This window comes from Allobosea sp. 01N443 (assembly GCF_056399325.1).
In genome coordinates this window covers 1-17,565 of record NZ_JBFTRC010000041.1, presented here as the reverse complement: position 1 = coordinate 17,565, position 17,565 = coordinate 1, and the positions used below count along the sequence as shown (strand labels likewise).

Sequence of the window (17,565 nt, the reverse complement as noted above, 5' to 3'; positions counted from 1 at the left end):
AAGTGGCCGATCAGTCACGCCTTCTTGATCCACACTTTGTTGTCGTGGAAGGCGGCCCCGCCGAAGGGAGCGACCGCATCGGCGCCGGTGATGGTGTTGATGCCGCGCCCATGCTTGTGCGCCGCATTCGGCCAGATCGATTCGGCAATGACGACGCCGCGCACCACGCCGGAGAAGAACTTCGCCGTCAGATGCACGCTGCCGCGCCGGTTGCCGATAACGACTTCGCCGCCATCGGAAATGCCGAGCCCTTCCGCGTCCTGCGGATGCATCATCAAGCTCGGTCCGCCCTCCTTCTTCTGCGAGCTTGGTGTCTCGGTGAAGGTCGAGTTGAGGAAGCTGCGGGCGGGGCTGGTCGCGAGGCGGAAGGGATGCGTCTCGTCCGTGTTCTCGATTACGCCCCAATGATCGGGAAGACCCGGCATCTGGCTGTAGGGGCCGACCGGGCCGTCATTGGCGTTGGGCACCTTCGGCCAGTCCGGCTTGAAGCGGAACTTGCCGTCGCGATAGCCGAAACCGTCGACGTAATGCGCGCGATCGAACCCCGGCTGGATGTCGTGGAAATCAGCCGCGATCAGCTCGTCCAGCGTGCCGCGGCCGGTCTCGCGCAGCGTCCAGTCGACGATCTCGCGCGGCGTCATCGCGAACCCGCGATGTTCGGCGCCCAGGCGCTCGGCAAGCGCACAGATCACCTCGTGGTTCGAGCGGCACTCGCCAGGCGGCTCGACGAGCTTGCCGCCCCACATGATGTGCTGATGCCCGCCGCCCTGGTAGAGGTCGTCATGCTCCATGAACTGCGTCGCCGGCAGCACGATGTCGGCCATGGCTGCGGTCTCGGTCATGAACTGCTMGTGCACGACCGTGAACAGGTCGTCGCGGGCAAAGCCCTGCTTGACCAGTTCCTGCTCGGGCGCAACCGAGACGGGATTGGTGTTCTGGATGAAGAGCGCCTTCACGGGCCCGCCCTGGCGCAAGGCCTCGGCGTCGCCAGTCAAAACCCTGCCGATCTGCGACTGGTCGAGCTGGCGGATGCGGGGATCCCGGACATCCAGCCCTTCGATCAGGCTCTTGCGCCACTGGTAGATGCCGCTGTTCGAATGAAAGGCGCCGCCGCCTTCGTACTGCCAGGCGCCTGTCACCGTCGGGACGCAGAGCGCCGCATGCATGTTCACCGCACCGTTGCGCTGGCGTGCGAAGCCATAGCCGAGGCGAAAGAAGCTGCGTTTGCGGGTGCCGACCAGGGTCGCGAATTCCTCGATCGCGGCGACGTCGAGTCCGGTGATCGCAGCCGCCCATTCCGGCGTGCGGCTGGCGAGATGCTCCTCGAGTTCGGCGGGCGCATCAGTGTAGCGCGCGAGATAGTCGCGGTCGGCATGGCCGTCGCGGAAGAGGACATGCATGACGGCGCAGGCGAGCGCGCCATCGGTACCCGGGCGCAGCACCAACGCGAGATCGGCCTGGGCCAGCGTCGGGTTGTGGTAGATGTCGATGGCGACGATCTTGGCGCCGCGCTCCTTCCGCGCCTYGATCGCGTGATGCATGACATTGACCTGGGTGTGCACGGCGTTCGTGCCCCAGATCACTACGCAGTCCGATTTCGCCATCTCGCGCGGATCGGGACCGGCGAGCCGGCCCGTGCCGGCGATGAACCCGGTCCAGGCCATCGTGGTGCAGATCGTCGAATACTGGCCGGAGTAGCGCTTGACGTTGCGCAGCCGGTTGATGCCGTCACGCATCACCAGCCCCATCGTGCCGGCATAGTAATAGGGCCAGACGGCGTCGGCGCCGTGCTCGGCCTCGATCGCGAGGAAGCGGCGTGCGGTTTCGTCCAGCGCCTCATCCCAGGAGATACGCTCGAACTGCCCGGAGCCCTTCGGTCCGGTGCGGCGCAAGGGGTGCAGCAGCCGGTCCGGATGATGGATGCGCTCGGAATACCGCGCCACCTTCGCGCAGATCACGCCGTCGGTGTAGCTCTGGCGCTTGCTGCCGCGCACCCGCCCGATGCTGCGCCCGTCGATCACCTCGACTTCCAGCGAACAGGCCGATGGGCAGTCATGCGGGCAGACTGACGGCAGATGCGTGATGCGGGGCAGTTCGGTCATGGATGATCCTTCAGCCCGCTACTGGTGACGCGCCGGGCTTTTGCGGTCAATGCCGGCGGCGTCAACCCGGGATTAACGATAACGCTTCAGATTGTCGGAACTTCCGCTTGCCAAGGCGCCGTTGCGCCGGAGTTCGATAATGCGTTGCGTTGCGTTTCTGACCGGCCTTGCGGCCAGTCTCTGCCTGTCGCCTGCCGGCTCAGCTCAAGCCCAGTCCAGCGATTACACCACCCTCACCTCCCCCGAATCCGTCCAGAACTGGCACCTGACCCTGGGAGGCGGCCTGCGCTACACGCCRGACTATTCCGGTTCGAACGACTATGTCTTCCGGCCGCGGGCGATCGTGAACCTGGCGCGTGGCACCAAGAGCACCTGGTGGTCATCGGAAGACGATGCGATCAGCATCGGATTCTTCTCCGGCAAGGCCTGGCGCGTCGGCTTCTCCGGCAACCTGCTCTGGGAGCGCAAGGCGAGCACCAACCCTGCGCTGATCGGCATGCCGGACGTCAAGTTCGGCGCCGAGCTCGGCGGTTTTGTCGAATTCTACCCGACCTCCTGGCTGCGCGGCCGCGTCGACCTGCGCCGCGGCGTGATCACGCATGACGCGCTTGTCGCCGAATTCAAGATCGACGCCTTCCAGAAGATCGGGGCCTGGACGATCGGCGCCGGCCCGCGCATGAGCGTCGTCGGGGCCGACTATGTCCGGACCTATTTCGGCGGCAATTACGCGGGCAGAGGCGGCCTGCTGCAGCGTTACAATGCTGGGATCAACTCGATCGGCGCGATCGCGCAGGTGACCTATAACTGGTCCGAGAAGCTGCAGACGACTGCCTATCTCGAATACAAGCACCTCGTCGGCGATGCGACCAGATCGCCGATCGTCAAGCCGTTCGGCTCACGGGATTCGCTGACTGTCGGCGTCTCCGCCAGCTACGCCTTCGATCTCGGCTTCAAATAGTTCCCCGAACGAAAACGGCGGAGCCACTGGCTCCGCCGTTCGAAGACGATCAGCAGTCGCGCCGCGTCAGCCGACGATCTCGTTGCCGGCGAAGAACTGCGCGATCTCGATGGCGGCGGTCTCCGGCGCATCCGAACCGTGAGCGGTGTTCTCACCAACCGACTCGGCGAAGAGCTTGCGGATCGTGCCCTCGGCGGCATTCGCCGGGTTGGTGGCGCCCATCACGTCGCGATAGGTGGCGATGGCGTTCTCGCCTTCCAGGACCTGAACGACGACCGGGCCGGACGTCATGAACTCGACCAGCTCGCCGAAGAAGGGCCGTTCCTTGTGGACGGCATAGAAGGTCTCGGCCTGGCCCTTGGTCATCTGAATGCGCTTCTGCGCGACGATGCGCAGGCCAGCCTTCTCGATCACCGCGTTGACCGCGCCGGTCAGGTTGCGCCGCGTCGCGTCGGGCTTGAGAATGGAAAAGGTACGCTGGACAGCCATCGTTGGTTCCTTAGGGACAATCTGGAGAATGCGGCGGCTTATAGCTGCCGCCTCCCCGCCCTACAAGGCTGCCCGGCCGGCTTCGTTTGCCTGTCCTGCTCCGTGTCGGTCCGGCGGGAGCCGTCCATCAAGCCCGACGCGTCTCCAGCTTGAAGCGAAAGCCGGCTCGGATATAGTTCATATCTGAACCATGCAGCCATAGCTGGTCGAAACGGGAGGATCGCATGCGCTTTCACAAGACCTCGGCCAGGGCCGCTCTGCTCGGATTCGCGACGCTGGCACTCGCCGGCACCGGCTCCGCCCTGGCACTGGATGTCAGCGGCACCTGGCTGCGCGATAGCGGGGCCTCGCGGGTGCGCTTTGCCAAATGCGGCGAGGCGATGTGCGGCACACTGGCCTGGCTGAAGGACACGAACGGCCCCGCCAAGGTCGGCCAGCGCATCTTCTACGACATGAAGCCGACCGGCGCCGGCAAATGGAGCGGCAGCGCCTTCAATCCGGAGGATGGCAAGACCTATTCCGGCACGATGTCCTTGTCCGGAGATGCGCTGACCACCTCGGGCTGCGTGCTCGGCGGTATCATCTGCCGCTCGGTGAAATGGACTCGGGCGAACTGACGCGACGAGCTTAGGGCGCTGTCCGGTCAACTGCGCCGTCAGCAACCGGCATCTGGGCCGCCAGCCCGGCGCGCGCCGAGCGTGGCGGGAGGGTGACGGTCAACCCAAGGTCGACCATCGCCAATGGATCAGCTCAGCGGGCCCGCTGCCCGAACAGAACGGCCTTCTCTTCCGGCGTGCTGATGCCGGCCGGATTGCGCAGTTCAGCGCCGATCGCGAGGCCGCGCTGCACGGCCGGGCGGGCCTGCATCGTTTCCAGCCAGCGCCCGACATTCGGGAACTGCCTGATGTCCTGCCCTTGCTTCTCCCAGCCTCTGGCCCAGCCGATGCAGGCCATGTCGGCAATCGAGTAAGCGCCGCAGATATAGTCGCGGCCCTCGAGACGGCGATTGAGCACGCCATAGAGCCGGTTGGCCTCGTTGGTGTAGCGATCGATGGCGTAAGGCAGCTTCTCGGGCGCGTAGATGCGGAAATGATGGGTCTGGCCGAGCATCGGCCCAAAACCGCCCATCTGCCAGAACAGCCATTCATCGACCGCGACGCGGCCACGCTCATCGGCAGGGTAGTATTGTCCGGTCTTGCGGCCGAGATATTGCAGGATCGCACCGGACTCGAAGACCGAGATCGGCTCTCCGCCGGGCCCATCATGATCGACGATCGCCGGCATGCGATTATTCGGCGAGATCTCCAGGAAGTCGGGCTTGAACTGATCGCCCTTGCCGATATTCACGGGGATGAGGTTGTAAGGGAGCCCGCACTCCTCGAGCATGATGGTGATTTTCCAGCCGTTGGGCGTCGGCCAGTAGTAGAGATCGATCGGCTTTGACGAACGTGCGAGCATCACAGCTTTCCTGTCGCGATTGAGCCGGGATCTGATGTAGGCCGCCCGGCAGGCCGTCGGTAGGGTTGCCGACCTGCTTGGCAAGCAGGTTGGTCATGTCCGGGCATGGTAAGCCGCCCGCGATCGGCCTGGACGGCTCTGCGGCCTTCAGACCGGCTTCTTGAAGCCTTCGTGGCTCTGGTCGAAGCCAAGATTGCGATAGAAGCGATGGGCGTCGGTGCGAGCCTTGTGCGAGGTCAGCTCGACCAGCCCCGCTCCCTTCTCCTTTGCGAAGGCGAGCCCGTGGGTCATCATCACTGCGCCGATCCCCATTCCCCGCGTTTCCGGCGCAACGTGGACACTCTCGAACTTCGCACGCTTGCGCCCTCGTGCGGCGAAACCCGGAATGAGCGTGACCTGGAAGGTGCCGACGACCTCTCCGGCGCGCTCGGCGACGAAAAGTGTGGTGTCGGGACTCGCCAGAACCTCGTCGAAGGCCCGCTCATAGTCCGGGTGCGCGGCTTCAGCTGCGGCGTCCTGTTCCGTCACTTCCTGTGTCGCGGAGCCAAGCACGATCAGGCTGGCGACACGCTGGACATCGTCGCGCCGGGCCTGGCGAATGGAAATCTCGGACGGATCGATCTTGCTCTTGCTCATGGCCAGGCCTCCGGACCGCTGGACAGCCCCGCGGTTGGCGCGGTGTTAGCAAAGCCCTTTCTGAAACGGAACTCGGCATGCCGGCCCATGCGGCACGCTGACGGGCTCCGCCGGCTGCCGTCACTCGGCAAACAGGCGCTTTGCCATCAGCAAGGTGTTGGGCGTGTCATCGCGGCCGTCGAAGCGGGCCGAGCGCTGCAGGAAGAAGCCCATCCGCTCGTAGAATGCGATCGCGGGCTCGTTCTGCAGCTCGACTTCCAGGCGCGCAACCGGCGCCAGGGGGAAATGGGCGAGCGTGACGTGCAGCAGGGTGCGGCCGATCCCGACGCCCTGATAGGTCGGCAGGACATAGAGCCGCGTCAGCAGCGCCGCCCGGTCGCGCTCGCGGCGGGCGGACGAGGTCGCAACGATCTGGTCATCGACCAGAGCAACGAGAAAGGCTTCGCCGTCGCGACCGAGCTGGGCGCTCAGATTCTCCAGCGAATGCCAGGCATTGGTGATCTCGGCGACACGCTGCCAGCCATAAATGCCGTCATAGGTCGCATGCCAGGTCTCGACCAACAGCGAGCGGACGGCCGGGAGATCGGCCGCAACCGCGTCGCGGATGATGAGCCTGTCTGGCGTCACTCGATACCCAGCTTCTTCTTCAGGATCTCGTTCAGCGCCTGCGGATTGGCCTTTCCGCCCGACGCCTTCATGGCCTGGCCGACGAACCAGCCAAGCATGGTCGGCTTCAGCTTGACCTGCTCGACCTTGTCGGGATTGCCGGCGATGATCTCGTCGACCGCCTTCTCGATCGCTCCAGTGTCGGTCACCTGCTTCATGCCGCGCGTCTCTACGATCTCGCGCGGATCGCCCCCTTCGGACCAGAGTATCTCGAACAGATCCTTGGCGATCTTGCCCGAAATGACGCTCTCGCCAAGCAGATCGACGAGGCCGCCGAGCTGGGCGGCAGAGACCGGCGAGGCGGTCACATCCTTGCCTTCCTTGTTCAGGCGGCCGAACAACTCGTTGATCACCCAGTTGGCGGCGGCCTTGCCGTCGCGGCCCTTGGCGACAGCCTCGAAGTAATCCGCTTGCTCGCGCTCGGCGACGAGCACGGAGGCATCATAGGGCGTCAGGCCGTATTCGGCGATGAAGCGCGCCTTCTTGGCGTCGGGCAGTTCCGGCAGCGCTGCCTTCAGATGTTCGACGAAGGCATCGTCGAATTCGAGCGGCAGCAGGTCCGGGTCCGGGAAATAGCGATAATCATGCGCCTCCTCCTTGGAACGCATCGAACGGGTCTCGCCCTTGCCGGGATCATAGAGCCGCGTTTCCTGGTCGATCTTGCCGCCATCCTCGAGGATGCCGACCTGGCGGCGCGCCTCGACATCGACCGCCTGGCCGATGAAGCGGATCGAGTTGACGTTCTTGATCTCGCAGCGCGTGCCGAGGGGCTCGCCGGGGCGGCGCACCGAGACGTTGACGTCAGCGCGCAGGTTGCCCTTCTCCATGTCACCATCGCAGGTGCCGAGATAGCGCAGGATGGTGCGCAGCTTGGTGACAAAGGCCTTGGCCTCGTCGGCCGAGCGCAGGTCGGGGCGCGAGACGATCTCCATCAGCGCGACGCCGGAGCGGTTGAGATCGACGAAGCTCATCGTCGGATGCTGATCATGGATCGACTTGCCGGCATCCTGCTCCAGATGGAGGCGCTCGATGCCGACGCTGATCTGCTCGGTCGGCGAGAGATCGACGACGATCTCACCTTCGCCGACGATCGGGCTCTTGTACTGGCTGATCTGGTAGCCCTGCGGCAGGTCGGGATAAAAATAGTTCTTGCGATCGAACACGGACCGGTTGTTGATGCGCGCGTTCAACCCTAGGCCGGTACGAACTGCCTGACKCACGCATTCGGCATTGATCACCGGCAGCATGCCGGGCATGGCCGCGTCGACTAGGCTGACATGCTCGTTCGGCTCGCCCCCGAAGGCGGTGGAGGCGCCTGAGAAAAGTTTCGCGTTGGAGGTGACCTGGGCATGGATTTCCATGCCGATGATGATTTCCCAATCGCCGGTTGCACCCTTGATCAGCTTCTTCGGGTCGGCAGGGCGGGCATGCGCGTTCATATCGGTCTTCCAACTCTGGTCAGGTCGCGTCTTCGGTAGAACCTTGGCGCCCGGGCGGCAAGCGTCTGTTGCCATCCTGTCACCCCCTGGCCGGAATGTTGCTAATCTGTCGTCATTCGACGGTGCTGTCGAGTGACGGAACTTGACAATCGTCAGCACGCAACCTTTCTTGCGCGCGGCCCGGAAACCGAGAGTGGTTGCGCCGGCCCCGCTATCCGGAGTTTTTCCATGCGAATCCGCCGCTCAACGGGTCGGACTCTTGCCACCTTCGCGGTGCTGCTCGCGACGTCCGCCGCCACGGCCCTCGCCCAGGGCGCCCCACCGGCTCCGCCGGTCCAGACTGCAGCGCCGCTCGCCAAGCGCGTGACCAACTGGGACGAGTACACAGGCCGCTTCGAAGCGCGCGAGCAGGTCGAGATCAGGGCCCGCGTCTCCGGGTTCCTCGACAGCATCCATTTCCGCGACGGCGATCGGGTGAACAAGGGCGATCTGCTCTTCACAATCGACCAGCGCCCGTATCAGCTTGCCGTCGATGCGGCACGCGCTGAAGTCGCGCGCGCCAAGGCCCAGGTCGAGCTCGCCCAGAACGAGGTCGAGCGCGCCGAGGCTCTGACGCAGAACCGGACGATCACGGTTCGCGACATTGACCAGCGCCGCGCCAACTTGAACGGTGCCGTCGCGTCCCAGCAGGCGGCCGAGGCCAATCTCAAGACCGCCGAGCTCAATCTGGAATGGACGCAGGTTCGCGCCCCCCTGTCCGGCCGGATCTCGAACAAGCGCGTCGATGCGGGCAACCTCGTCGCGGGCGGCCAGTCGGGTGCGACGCTGCTGACGACGATCGTCGCTACCGATCCGATCAATTTCGTGTTCGATACGTCGGAAGCCGACTACCTCCGCTATTCCAGGCTCGCCGGCGAACAGCGCGGGCTGACGAACCGTGAAAGCGCTCCGACCGCACAGGTCAGGCTCGCCGACGAGACGAGCTGGAAGCGCCAGGGCAAGATCGACTTCGTCGACAACGCCTTCAATGCCCGCTCAGGTACGATTCGCAGCCGCGCCGTATTCGAGAACAAGGATCAGTTCCTGACGCCCGGCACCTTTGGGCGCGTGCGCATCTATGCCGGCCAGGTCGACGCATTGCTCGTTCCCGACGCCGTCATCGTCTCGGACCAGGCCAGCAAGATCGTGCTGACGGTCGGCGCCGACAACAAGGTCGTGCCCAAGCCGGTGGTGCTCGGTCAGATCGCGGACGGGTTGCGCGTGATCACCAAGGGCCTGGAGAAGGACGACAAGGTCATCATCAACGGGCTCGCCAGCCCGATGGTGCGGCCGGGCGCGACCGTCACACCGCAGGCCGGCGAGATCAAGGTCGCCGCAACCAACTGACGGCTTACGCCGCCATCACCGGAAGCGGACGGCATCGGCCGCCCGCCCTGCCCTCCCGGCCAGGACCCCAGCATGTTCCGCTTTGCGCATTTCTTCATCGACCGGCCGATCTTCGCGACCGTTCTCTCGATCCTGCTGACGATCGCCGGCGCCATCGCGCAGCGCAGCCTGCCGATCGCGGAATATCCCGAGATCGCGCCGCCGACCGTCACGATCACCGCGACCTATCCGGGCGCATCGGCCGAGGTCGTCGCCTCGACCGTCGCAGCGCCGATCGAGCAGGAGGTCAACGGCGTCGACGATATGCTCTATATCTCGTCGCAATCGACCGGTGACGGGCGTGTTACGATCAGCGTCGTCTTCAAGGCCGGCACGGATGTCGACCAGGCGCAGGTGCTGGTGCAGAACCGGGTCTCGGCGGCCGAACCGCGCCTGCCGCAGGACGTCCGTACGCTCGGCCTGCAGGTCCGCAAGGCCTCGCCCGACTTCCTGATGGTCATCCACATGCTGTCGCCCGACGGCTCGCGCGACCAGCAATACGTCTCGAATTACACGACGCTGAACGTGAAGGACGTGCTGACCCGCGTCGAAGGCGTCGGCGACGTGCAGGTCTTCGGCGCGCGCGACTACTCGATGCGTGTCTGGCTCGATCCCGCCAAGGTCGCGGCGCGCAATCTGACGGCCGGGGATGTCATCGCCGCGATCCGCGCCGCCAACATCCAGGTCGCCGCCGGAGCAATCAACCAGCCGCCGGCGAAGTCGGATGGCGCCTTCCAGCTTTCGGTCAATACGCAGGGACGCCTCACCAGCATCGACGAGTTCTACAACATCGTCGTCCGCTCGGACGCGGATGGCGGCACGATCCGCGTCCGCGACGTGGCCCGCGTCGAGCTCGGCGCGCAGGACTATCTGTCGAACTCCTATCTCGACAACAAGGAAGCCGTCGCGATCGGCGTGTTCCAGCGTCCGGGCTCGAATGCGTTGTCGGCATCCGAAGCGCTCATCAAGACAATGGACGGGTTGTCGAAGAACTTCCCGGCCGGGGTCGAGTACAAGATCGTCTACAACCCGACGGAGTTCATCGCTGAATCCGTCTCCGCCGTGGTGACGACGCTGCTCGAGGCGATCGTGCTCGTCGTCTTCGTCGTGATCCTGTTCCTGCAGACCTGGCGTGCGGCGATCATCCCGATCATCGCGATCCCGGTTTCGCTGGTCGGCACCTTCCTGGTGATGAGCGCGGTCGGTATCTCCTTCAACACGATCTCGCTGCTGGCGCTGGTGCTGGCCATCGGTATCGTCGTCGACGACGCGATCGTCGTGGTCGAGAATGTCGAGCGCTATCTGGCGCAAGGCATGAGCGCCAAGGACGCAGCGCACAAGACCATGGACGAGGTCGGCGGCGCCCTGCTCGCGATTGCGCTCGTGCTGTGCGCCGTGTTCATCCCGACCGCCTTCATCACTGGTCTGCAGGGCACGTTCTACCAGCAGTTCGCAGTCACGATCGCAGCCTCAACGGCGATCTCGTGCTTCGTTTCGCTGACCTTGTCACCGGCGCTGTCGGCTATCCTGCTGAAGCCGCACAGCCATGAGGAGCCGAAGGGTTTCTTCGCGGCGATCGGTGCGCCGCTGCGTTGGTTCTTCAAATATTTCAACATGGCCTTCGACTGGCTCTCGCGCGCATACGGCGCGGCGACCTCGCGCCTGATCCGCGTCGGCGTCCTGATGCTGCTGGTCTATGCCGCCCTGATCGCGGTCGCCGGCCAGCGCCTGGCGGCGATTCCGACGGGCCTCGTCCCGCAGCTCGACCGCGGCTACTTCATCGCCGTCGTGCAGCTGCCTCCGGGCTCGTCGCTGCCGCGGACCGACGAGGTCATCCGCAAGGCGACCGACATGCTGCTGTCGCGGCCTGGCGTCGCCCATATCGTCGCCTTCGCCGGCCTTGATGGCGCAACCTTCACCCTGGCGCCCAATGCCGGCGTCGCCTTCGTCACCCTCACCGACTTCAGGGAAAGGGCCAAGGCGGGCCTCACGACCCAGGGCATCCTCAACGATCTGCGCAGCCAGCTGGGCCAGATCGGCGAGGCCTTCGCCCTGGTGATCGAGCCTCCTGCCGTTCCCGGAATCGGCAACGGCGGTGGTCTCAAGGGCTATGTCCAGGATCGCGGCGGGCGCGGCCTGCCGGCGCTTGAGGGCGCGACCTGGGCAGTGGCTGGAACCGCGGGCCAGGCTCCGGGAATCCAGCAGCCGTTCACGCTGTTCTCGACCAGGACGCCACAGATCTACGCCGATATCGACCGGACCAAGGCTGAAATGCTCGGTGTGCCCGTGACCCGGGTGTTCGAGACCCTGTCGGTCTATATGGGGTCGGCCTATGTCAACGATTTCAATATCCTGGGCCGCACCTTCCGGGTGACGGCGCAGGCCGACAATCCCTACCGGCTCGACATCCGCGACGTCGCGGCGTTGAAGACGCGCAATGTCGACGGCGAGATGGTGCCGATCGGCTCGGTCGCGACCTTCTCCGACACGACCGGCGCCTATCGCGTGCCGCGCTACAACCTCTATCCGGCGGCCGAGGTCCAGCTTTCGATGGCGCGCGGTTATTCGACCGGCCAGGGCATCGCGGAGGTGGAGAAGATCGCGCAGCAGGTTCTGCCGGCCGGGTTCGGTTTCGAATGGACCGAGATCGCATTGCAGGAGAAGCTTGCCGGCAACACTGCGATCATCGCCTTCGGCCTCGCCGTCGTCTTCGTCTTCCTGCTGCTGGCGGCACTGTACGAGAGCTGGACCTTGCCGCTCGCCGTCATCCTGATCGTGCCGATGTGTATTCTCGCGGCGATGGTCGGCGTCGGTTACAAGGACTTCGATCGCAACGTGCTCGTCGATATCGGTCTCGTCGTGCTCGTCGGCCTTGCTGCGAAGAACGCGATCCTGATCGTCGAATTCGCCAAGCAGGCCGAGGACGAGGGTATGAGCCGGCGCGAGGCTGCGATCGCAGCGGCCAGGACCCGGTTGCGACCGATCCTGATGACGTCGCTCGCCTTCATCCTTGGCGTGCTGCCCCTGACGATCTCCGTCGGTGCCGGTGCCGAAATGCGCCAGGTTCTCGGCGTCGCGGTGTTCTCCGGCATGATCGGCGTGACGCTGTTCGGCCTGCTGTTCACCCCGGTCTTCTATGTGGTGGTGCGCTGGCTCGCTTCTGTGCTGAGCCGGAAGAAGAAGGGCGAGCCGACCGCCGGCAAGGATGCCCATCCGGCAGCCCACTGAAGCCTGCTGAACAACGAAACCCCGCCTTGCCGATCCGGCAAGGCGGGGTTTCTCTTTTAGGCGAACTTTCGAGCCAGGAGCCGGCACGCGAAGGCGACGCCAGCCGCCACCGCAGCCGCGATCAGGTTCGCGAGGGGCTGCGCACCGGCATCGCCCCTCACCTGCTGCACGATGATCAGGAGAAGCAGGAGCGCGGCGACGAAGGCCAGCGCCCCTTGCAGGAAAGTGAGACAGGCCCAGGCGATGGCGCGGCTGAAGATCATGCCGCCAGCCTAGACCCAAAGCATGGTCCAGCGGAAATCTGTCCGCGCCATGCCGGACAAACCGCAAGGTGATGCAGAGCCGGAAACGATCCGGAAACTTCGAAGATCCAGGTGACGAATCCCGGGCTCCTGCCTGGAGGCTCCCGGGATTGGCGCCGCGCTCAGGCGCTTACGCCCACCACTTCTCGCCAACCGTGAAGCGGCCAGCCGCGTCCTCGATGACCTGGCCGAGCGAGAACAGCGTCTCCTCGTCGAAGGGGCGGCCGATCAGCTGCAGGCCAAGCGGCAGGCCCTGCGCATCCTGTCCGGCGGGCACCGCGATGCCCGGCAGGCCGGCCATGTTCACCGTGACCGTGAAGACGTCGTTGAGATACATCTCGACCGGATCAGACGAGCCCTTCTCGCCGATGCCGAAGGCCGCCGAGGGCGTCGCCGGCGTCAGCACGGCGTCGATTCCGTCGGCATAGGCCAACTCGAAATCGCGCTTGATCAGCGTGCGGACCTTCTGGGCCTTGAGATAATAGGCGTCGTAATAGCCGGYCGAGAGCACATAGGTGCCGATCATGATGCGGCGCTTGACCTCGGCGCCAAAGCCTTCGGCGCGGGTCTTCTCGTACATCTCGACGATGTCGCGGCCCGGCACGCGCAGGCCGTAGCGCACGCCGTCATAGCGGGCGAGGTTGGAGGAGGCTTCCGCCGGCGCGACGATGTAATAGGCGGGCAGAGCGTATTTCGTGTGGGGCAGCGAGATGTTGACGATCTCGGCACCGGCTGCCTTCAGCCAGGCGATGCCCTGCTGCCAGAGAGCCTCGATCTCGGGCGACATGCCGTCGAGCCGGTATTCCTTGGGAATGCCGATCTTCATGCCCTTCACCGAGCGGCCGACCGCGGCCTCGTAGTCCGGCACGGCGAGGTTCGCGGAGGTCGTGTCCTTGGCATCGTACCCGGCCATCGAGCGCAGCATCACGGCGCTGTCGCGCACCGTCTTGCCGATCGGACCGGCCTGGTCGAGCGAGGAAGCGAAAGCGACCGTGCCCCAGCGTGAGCAGCGGCCATAGGTCGGCTTGATGCCGACTGTCCCGGTGAAGGCCGCCGGCTGGCGGATCGAGCCGCCGGTATCCGTCGCGGTGGCGGCCAGGCAGAGGTCGGCGGCGACGGCGGCGGCCGAGCCGCCCGACGAGCCGCCCGGAACCAGATGGTTGCCCTCGATTGCGCCGGAGCCACCTGCTCCGACATTCGAGCCGCTGCGGCGCCAGGGATTGACGACATTGCCGAAGGCGCTGGTCTCGTTCGACGAGCCCATGGCGAACTCGTCATTGTTGAGCTTGCCGAGCATCACCGCGCCGTCGCGCCAGAGCTGGCTCGTCACGGTCGATTCATAGGCTGGCACGAACTCGCCAAGGATCTTCGAGCAGGCGGTGGTGCGCACGCCCTCGGTGGCGAAGAGGTCCTTGATGCCGAGCGGCAGGCCTTCGAGCGGGCCGCCCTCGCCCTTCGCCAGCCTGGCATCGGAGGCCGCGGCCTGCTTCAGCGCGTGGTCCGGCGTCTCCAGCACGAAGGCGTTGAGCGCGCGGGCCTTCTCGATGGCGGCGATATGCGCCTTGGCGAGGTCAGTCGCGGAAAAGGTCTTTGCCTTGAGGCCGTCGCGGGCCTCGGTCAGCGTCAGGCGGGTCAGGTCGGTCACGTCAGTGGTTTCCGGCAAATTGAACTGGGAGGAGCCCGCGGAGCGCGCCTGGCGCTTCCGGGGAGATAGAACGGGCGGATCAGCGCCTATTCGACCACCTTCGGCACCATGAAGAAATTGTCCTCGGAGACCGGCGCATTGGCGACGATCCGATCGGCGATCTCGCCATCCGTGACGACATCCTGGCGCTGCGTCATCGCCATCGGCGTGACCGATGTCATCGGCTCGACGCCGCTGACATCGACCTCGTCCAACTGCTCGACGAAGCCGAGAATGGCGTTGAGCTCGCCTTGCAGCTTGGGCAGATCGGCCTCGGGCACGGCAATGCGCGCCAGATGCGCGACGCGCTTCACGGTGGCGAGATCGACCGACATGGCAGGCTCCTGAAACTGTGGCTGAACAAGCCGAAACTGATTTGCCCGCGCTATAGCGCGTCGGCGGCAAAAGGATAAGTCAATACTGACGGGTCGTCGGAATCCCGGCCAGAACGCCGGGATCCATCGTCATGGACCGAAGCTGGATGGAGACGGGAATAGCGCGCTTCGTTGCCGATCCCGGATGACGCGGCCTTGCGTCAGATCTCGACCGCCTCGCCCTTCCCGGGCACGAGGGCCCGAACATCGCTGCCCTTCAACGCCGCGACGAACTCGTCGGCATTCTGGGCGATGATCGGGAAGGAGCCGTAATGGCAGGGGATCGCGACCTTCGGCTTGACGAAGCGGGTCATGGCCAGCGCCGCGGTCTTCGCGCCCATGGTGAAGCGGTCGCCGATCGGACAGATGCAGATGTCGACGGCATTCAGTTCGCTGATCAGCGCCATGCCCGGGAAGATGTCGRTGTCGCCCATATGCCAGAGCGTCTTCTCGCCCGGGGCCTTGATGACCACGCCATTGGCGCTGCCGAGCGGGAAAGCGACACCGGCCTCGACCAGGCCGGCCGAGTGATCTGCCCTGACCAGGGTGGTCTGGAAGGAGCCGAGATCGACCGTGCCGCCGGTATTCATCGGCTCGAACTTCTTCAGGCTCTTCGAGGCAAGGTACATGCACAGGTCGAAATTGGTGACGACGGTCGCGTGATTGGCCTCGGCGATGGCAAGCGTGTCGCCGATATGGTCGCCATGGCCATGGGTGATCACGATATGGCTGACGCCCTTCGATGCCTCGGCGGCATTACCCTCGAAGGCCGGATTGCCGGTGAAGAACGGATCGATCAACAGCGAAGCGCCGGGGAGATCGAGGCGGAAGGCCGAATGGCCGAACCAGGTGAGCTTCATGGCGGAACCCCTTAGGCTGACGGGCAAGACAGCCTATCTAGGCCGGCAACGCGCGCCGTCCAAGTCGACTTTGCATCGGGCGACGTGCACGCTGCCACGCCTGGACCAAATGGAACCCTCGCCATGACCGACGCCGCAACCCTTTCCCGCCGCATTGCCCAGGGCCGTGGCGACGAGCCGGCCGATCTCGTCATTCGCGGCGCCAGGCTGTTCGATCTCGTCACCGGCGCCCTGGTCGAGACCGATATCGCGCTCTGCGGTGGAACGATCGTCGGCACCTATGGCCGTTATGAGGGCATCGCGAGCTTTGATGCCCGGGGGCTGATCGCGGTGCCCGGCTTCATCGACACGCATCTTCATGTCGAATCGTCGCTGGTGACGCCGTTCGAGTTCGAGCGCTGCGTGCTGCCGCACGGGGTCACGACCGCGATCTGCGACCCGCACGAGATCGCCAATGTCCTTGGCGTCGAGGGTATCAGCTATTTCCTGCGCTGCGCCGAGGCGATGCGCATGGATTTGCGCGTGCAGCTCTCGAGCTGTGTGCCGGCGACGCATCTGGAAACAGCAGGGGCCCGACTGGAGGCGGGCGACCTGACGCCGCTGATGGACCATCCCAAGGTGATCGGGCTCGCCGAGTTCATGAACTTCCCGGGCGTGCTTCACCGCGATCCCGGCTGCCTCGCCAAGCTCGAAGCCTTCTCTCACCGGCATATCGATGGCCACGCCCCGCTGGTCCGTGGAATGGACCTGAACGGCTACCTCTCGGCCGGCATCCGCACCGATCATGAAACGACCACGGCCGAGGAGGCGCGCGAAAAACTCGCCAAGGGCATGGCGATCCTGATCCGCGAGGGCTCGGTGTCGAAGGACCTGCATGCCCTGATCCCGCTGATCACCCGCGACGCCTCGCCCTTCCTCGCGTTCTGCACTGATGATCGCAACCCGCTCGACATCGCCGAGGAAGGCCATCTCGACTACATGATCCGCACTGCGATCGCCGCCGGGGCGGATGTGCTTGCGACCTATCGCGTCGCGACGCTCGCGGCTGCACGGAATTTCGGCCTGTTCGATCGCGGCTTCATCGGGCCCGGCAAGCGCGCCGACATCGTGCTCGTGGATGATCTCGCGACCTGCCAGGTGAAGTCTGTCTTTGCGGGAGGCCGGCTCGTCGAGGGGGCCCTCTTCGCGGATCGCAAGCCCATTCCGCCGGTTGGCCTCGGCAGTGTCCGGTGCCGCAGACTGGAGCCGGGAGATTTCAAGGTCGCGGCCCGGTCCGGCGACACCCCCGTCATCGGCGTCGTGCCGGGCCGCATCATCACCGAGCGGCTGGCGATGTCCCTGCCCGCCCGGGATGGAGAGGCCCTGCCCGATCTCACGCAGGACGCGGTCAAGGTCACGGTGATCGAACGGCATGGCAAGACGAACGGCATCGCGACCGGCTTCGTCCACGGCTTTGGCATGAAACACGGCGCCATCGCCTCTTCCGTCGGCCATGACAGCCATAATCTCTGCGTCGTCGGCGTCGACGAAGCCTCGATGGCGGCTGCCGCCAACCGGCTGATCGAGATCGGCGGCGGGTTCGCCGTCGCGGATGGTGGCGTGGTCAAGGCGGAGCTGGCGCTGCCGGTTGCCGGCCTGATGAGCGACCAGCCTTTCGAGGTCGTGCGGCACGGCCTGGAGGGCTTGCGAACGGAAGCGAGGGCGCTCGGCGTCGTGCTGGCCGAGCCGTTCCTGCAGGTCGCCTTCCTGACCTTGCCGGTGATCCCGCATCTGAAGATCACCGACAAGGGGCTGGTCGATGTCGACCGGTTCGACTTCGTCTGAGATCTAGCTTCACGGCATCGGCCCGCAGAGTGGATTGCGGACTTCAGGCCGATGCCGACACAGAAAGTCGGATCATCGGACCGGATGCGAGCCGGTTCGTTGATATAGACTTTTGTCTCT

Annotated in this window: 15 protein-coding genes; 5 read left to right on the top strand and 10 right to left on the bottom strand. The window is 65.2% G+C overall.

What is annotated here, in order from left to right; all coding sequences use genetic code 11:
• Positions 1-14 precede the first annotated feature (14 nt).
• On the bottom strand, positions 15-2,102 hold the full coding sequence (locus AC1DRP_RS13060) for a molybdopterin-containing oxidoreductase family protein (RefSeq protein ID WP_476768663.1): 2,088 nt from the start codon (positions 2,100-2,102) through the stop codon (positions 15-17).
• A gap of 139 nt (positions 2,103-2,241) precedes the next feature.
• On the opposite strand from AC1DRP_RS13060, the gene AC1DRP_RS13055 reads away from it, so the two are divergent.
• Positions 2,242-3,060, top strand: coding sequence for a MipA/OmpV family protein (locus AC1DRP_RS13055; protein WP_441507638.1), 819 nt, complete (start codon positions 2,242-2,244; stop codon positions 3,058-3,060).
• Positions 3,061-3,126: 66 nt separating this feature from the next.
• Here AC1DRP_RS13055 and ndk read toward each other — a convergent pair whose 3' ends face one another.
• Positions 3,127-3,549 (bottom strand): nucleoside-diphosphate kinase, encoded by a 423-nt coding sequence (gene ndk / locus AC1DRP_RS13050; protein ID WP_441491726.1) that lies wholly within the window; start codon positions 3,547-3,549, stop codon positions 3,127-3,129.
• A gap of 224 nt (positions 3,550-3,773) precedes the next feature.
• Between ndk and AC1DRP_RS13045 the strand changes: the two genes are divergently transcribed.
• Positions 3,774-4,166, top strand: a complete 393-nt coding sequence (locus AC1DRP_RS13045) for a DUF2147 domain-containing protein (protein WP_476768662.1) — start codon at positions 3,774-3,776, stop codon at positions 4,164-4,166.
• A 133-nt stretch (positions 4,167-4,299) separates the two neighbouring features.
• Here AC1DRP_RS13045 and AC1DRP_RS13040 read toward each other — a convergent pair whose 3' ends face one another.
• From AC1DRP_RS13040 to gatB, 4 genes are all read right to left on the bottom strand, one after another.
• Entirely contained in the window at positions 4,300-5,007 is a 708-nt protein-coding gene (locus AC1DRP_RS13040) for a glutathione S-transferase N-terminal domain-containing protein (protein ID WP_441507636.1), read from the bottom strand.
• A 147-nt stretch (positions 5,008-5,154) separates the two neighbouring features.
• Complete coding sequence (locus tag AC1DRP_RS13035) at positions 5,155-5,643, bottom strand: GNAT family N-acetyltransferase (RefSeq protein ID WP_441491729.1); 489 nt, start codon at positions 5,641-5,643, stop codon at positions 5,155-5,157.
• A gap of 120 nt (positions 5,644-5,763) precedes the next feature.
• Positions 5,764-6,270, bottom strand: coding sequence for a GNAT family N-acetyltransferase (locus AC1DRP_RS13030; protein ID WP_441491730.1), 507 nt, complete (start codon positions 6,268-6,270; stop codon positions 5,764-5,766).
• Positions 6,267-7,748 carry an Asp-tRNA(Asn)/Glu-tRNA(Gln) amidotransferase subunit GatB gene (gene gatB / locus AC1DRP_RS13025; RefSeq protein ID WP_476768661.1) on the bottom strand — a complete coding sequence of 494 codons (1,482 nt, stop codon included), beginning with the start codon at positions 7,746-7,748 and terminating at the stop codon, positions 6,267-6,269. The genes AC1DRP_RS13030 and gatB overlap by 4 nt, the downstream gene beginning before the upstream one ends.
• 228 nt (positions 7,749-7,976) lie before the next feature.
• Here gatB and AC1DRP_RS13020 point away from each other — a divergent pair, with 228 nt between their 5' ends.
• Both AC1DRP_RS13020 and AC1DRP_RS13015 read left to right on the top strand, forming a co-directional pair.
• Positions 7,977-9,134, top strand: coding sequence for an efflux RND transporter periplasmic adaptor subunit (locus tag AC1DRP_RS13020; protein WP_441507635.1), 1,158 nt, complete (start codon positions 7,977-7,979; stop codon positions 9,132-9,134).
• A gap of 72 nt (positions 9,135-9,206) precedes the next feature.
• A complete protein-coding gene (locus AC1DRP_RS13015; RefSeq protein ID WP_441507634.1) occupies positions 9,207-12,401 on the top strand; it encodes an efflux RND transporter permease subunit in 3,195 nt (1,064 codons plus the stop codon).
• A gap of 56 nt (positions 12,402-12,457) precedes the next feature.
• Here AC1DRP_RS13015 and AC1DRP_RS13010 read toward each other — a convergent pair whose 3' ends face one another.
• From AC1DRP_RS13010 to AC1DRP_RS12995, 4 genes are all read right to left on the bottom strand, one after another.
• Entirely contained in the window at positions 12,458-12,664 is a 207-nt protein-coding gene (locus tag AC1DRP_RS13010; protein ID WP_441507633.1) for a hypothetical protein, read from the bottom strand.
• A 169-nt stretch (positions 12,665-12,833) separates the two neighbouring features.
• Positions 12,834-14,348, bottom strand: a complete 1,515-nt coding sequence (gatA, locus tag AC1DRP_RS13005) for an Asp-tRNA(Asn)/Glu-tRNA(Gln) amidotransferase subunit GatA (protein ID WP_476768660.1) — start codon at positions 14,346-14,348, stop codon at positions 12,834-12,836.
• A gap of 86 nt (positions 14,349-14,434) precedes the next feature.
• Positions 14,435-14,722, bottom strand: a complete 288-nt coding sequence (gene gatC / locus AC1DRP_RS13000; protein ID WP_113512524.1) for an Asp-tRNA(Asn)/Glu-tRNA(Gln) amidotransferase subunit GatC — start codon at positions 14,720-14,722, stop codon at positions 14,435-14,437.
• Between the two features lie 200 nt (positions 14,723-14,922).
• Positions 14,923-15,621: a metal-dependent hydrolase gene (locus tag AC1DRP_RS12995; RefSeq protein ID WP_476768659.1), complete on the bottom strand. Its 699-nt coding sequence runs from the start codon at positions 15,619-15,621 to the stop codon at positions 14,923-14,925.
• Between the two features lie 123 nt (positions 15,622-15,744).
• Between AC1DRP_RS12995 and ade the strand changes: the two genes are divergently transcribed.
• Positions 15,745-17,445 carry an adenine deaminase gene (gene ade / locus AC1DRP_RS12990; RefSeq protein WP_441507630.1) on the top strand — a complete coding sequence of 567 codons (1,701 nt, stop codon included), beginning with the start codon at positions 15,745-15,747 and terminating at the stop codon, positions 17,443-17,445.
• Positions 17,446-17,565: the final 120 nt, after the last annotated feature.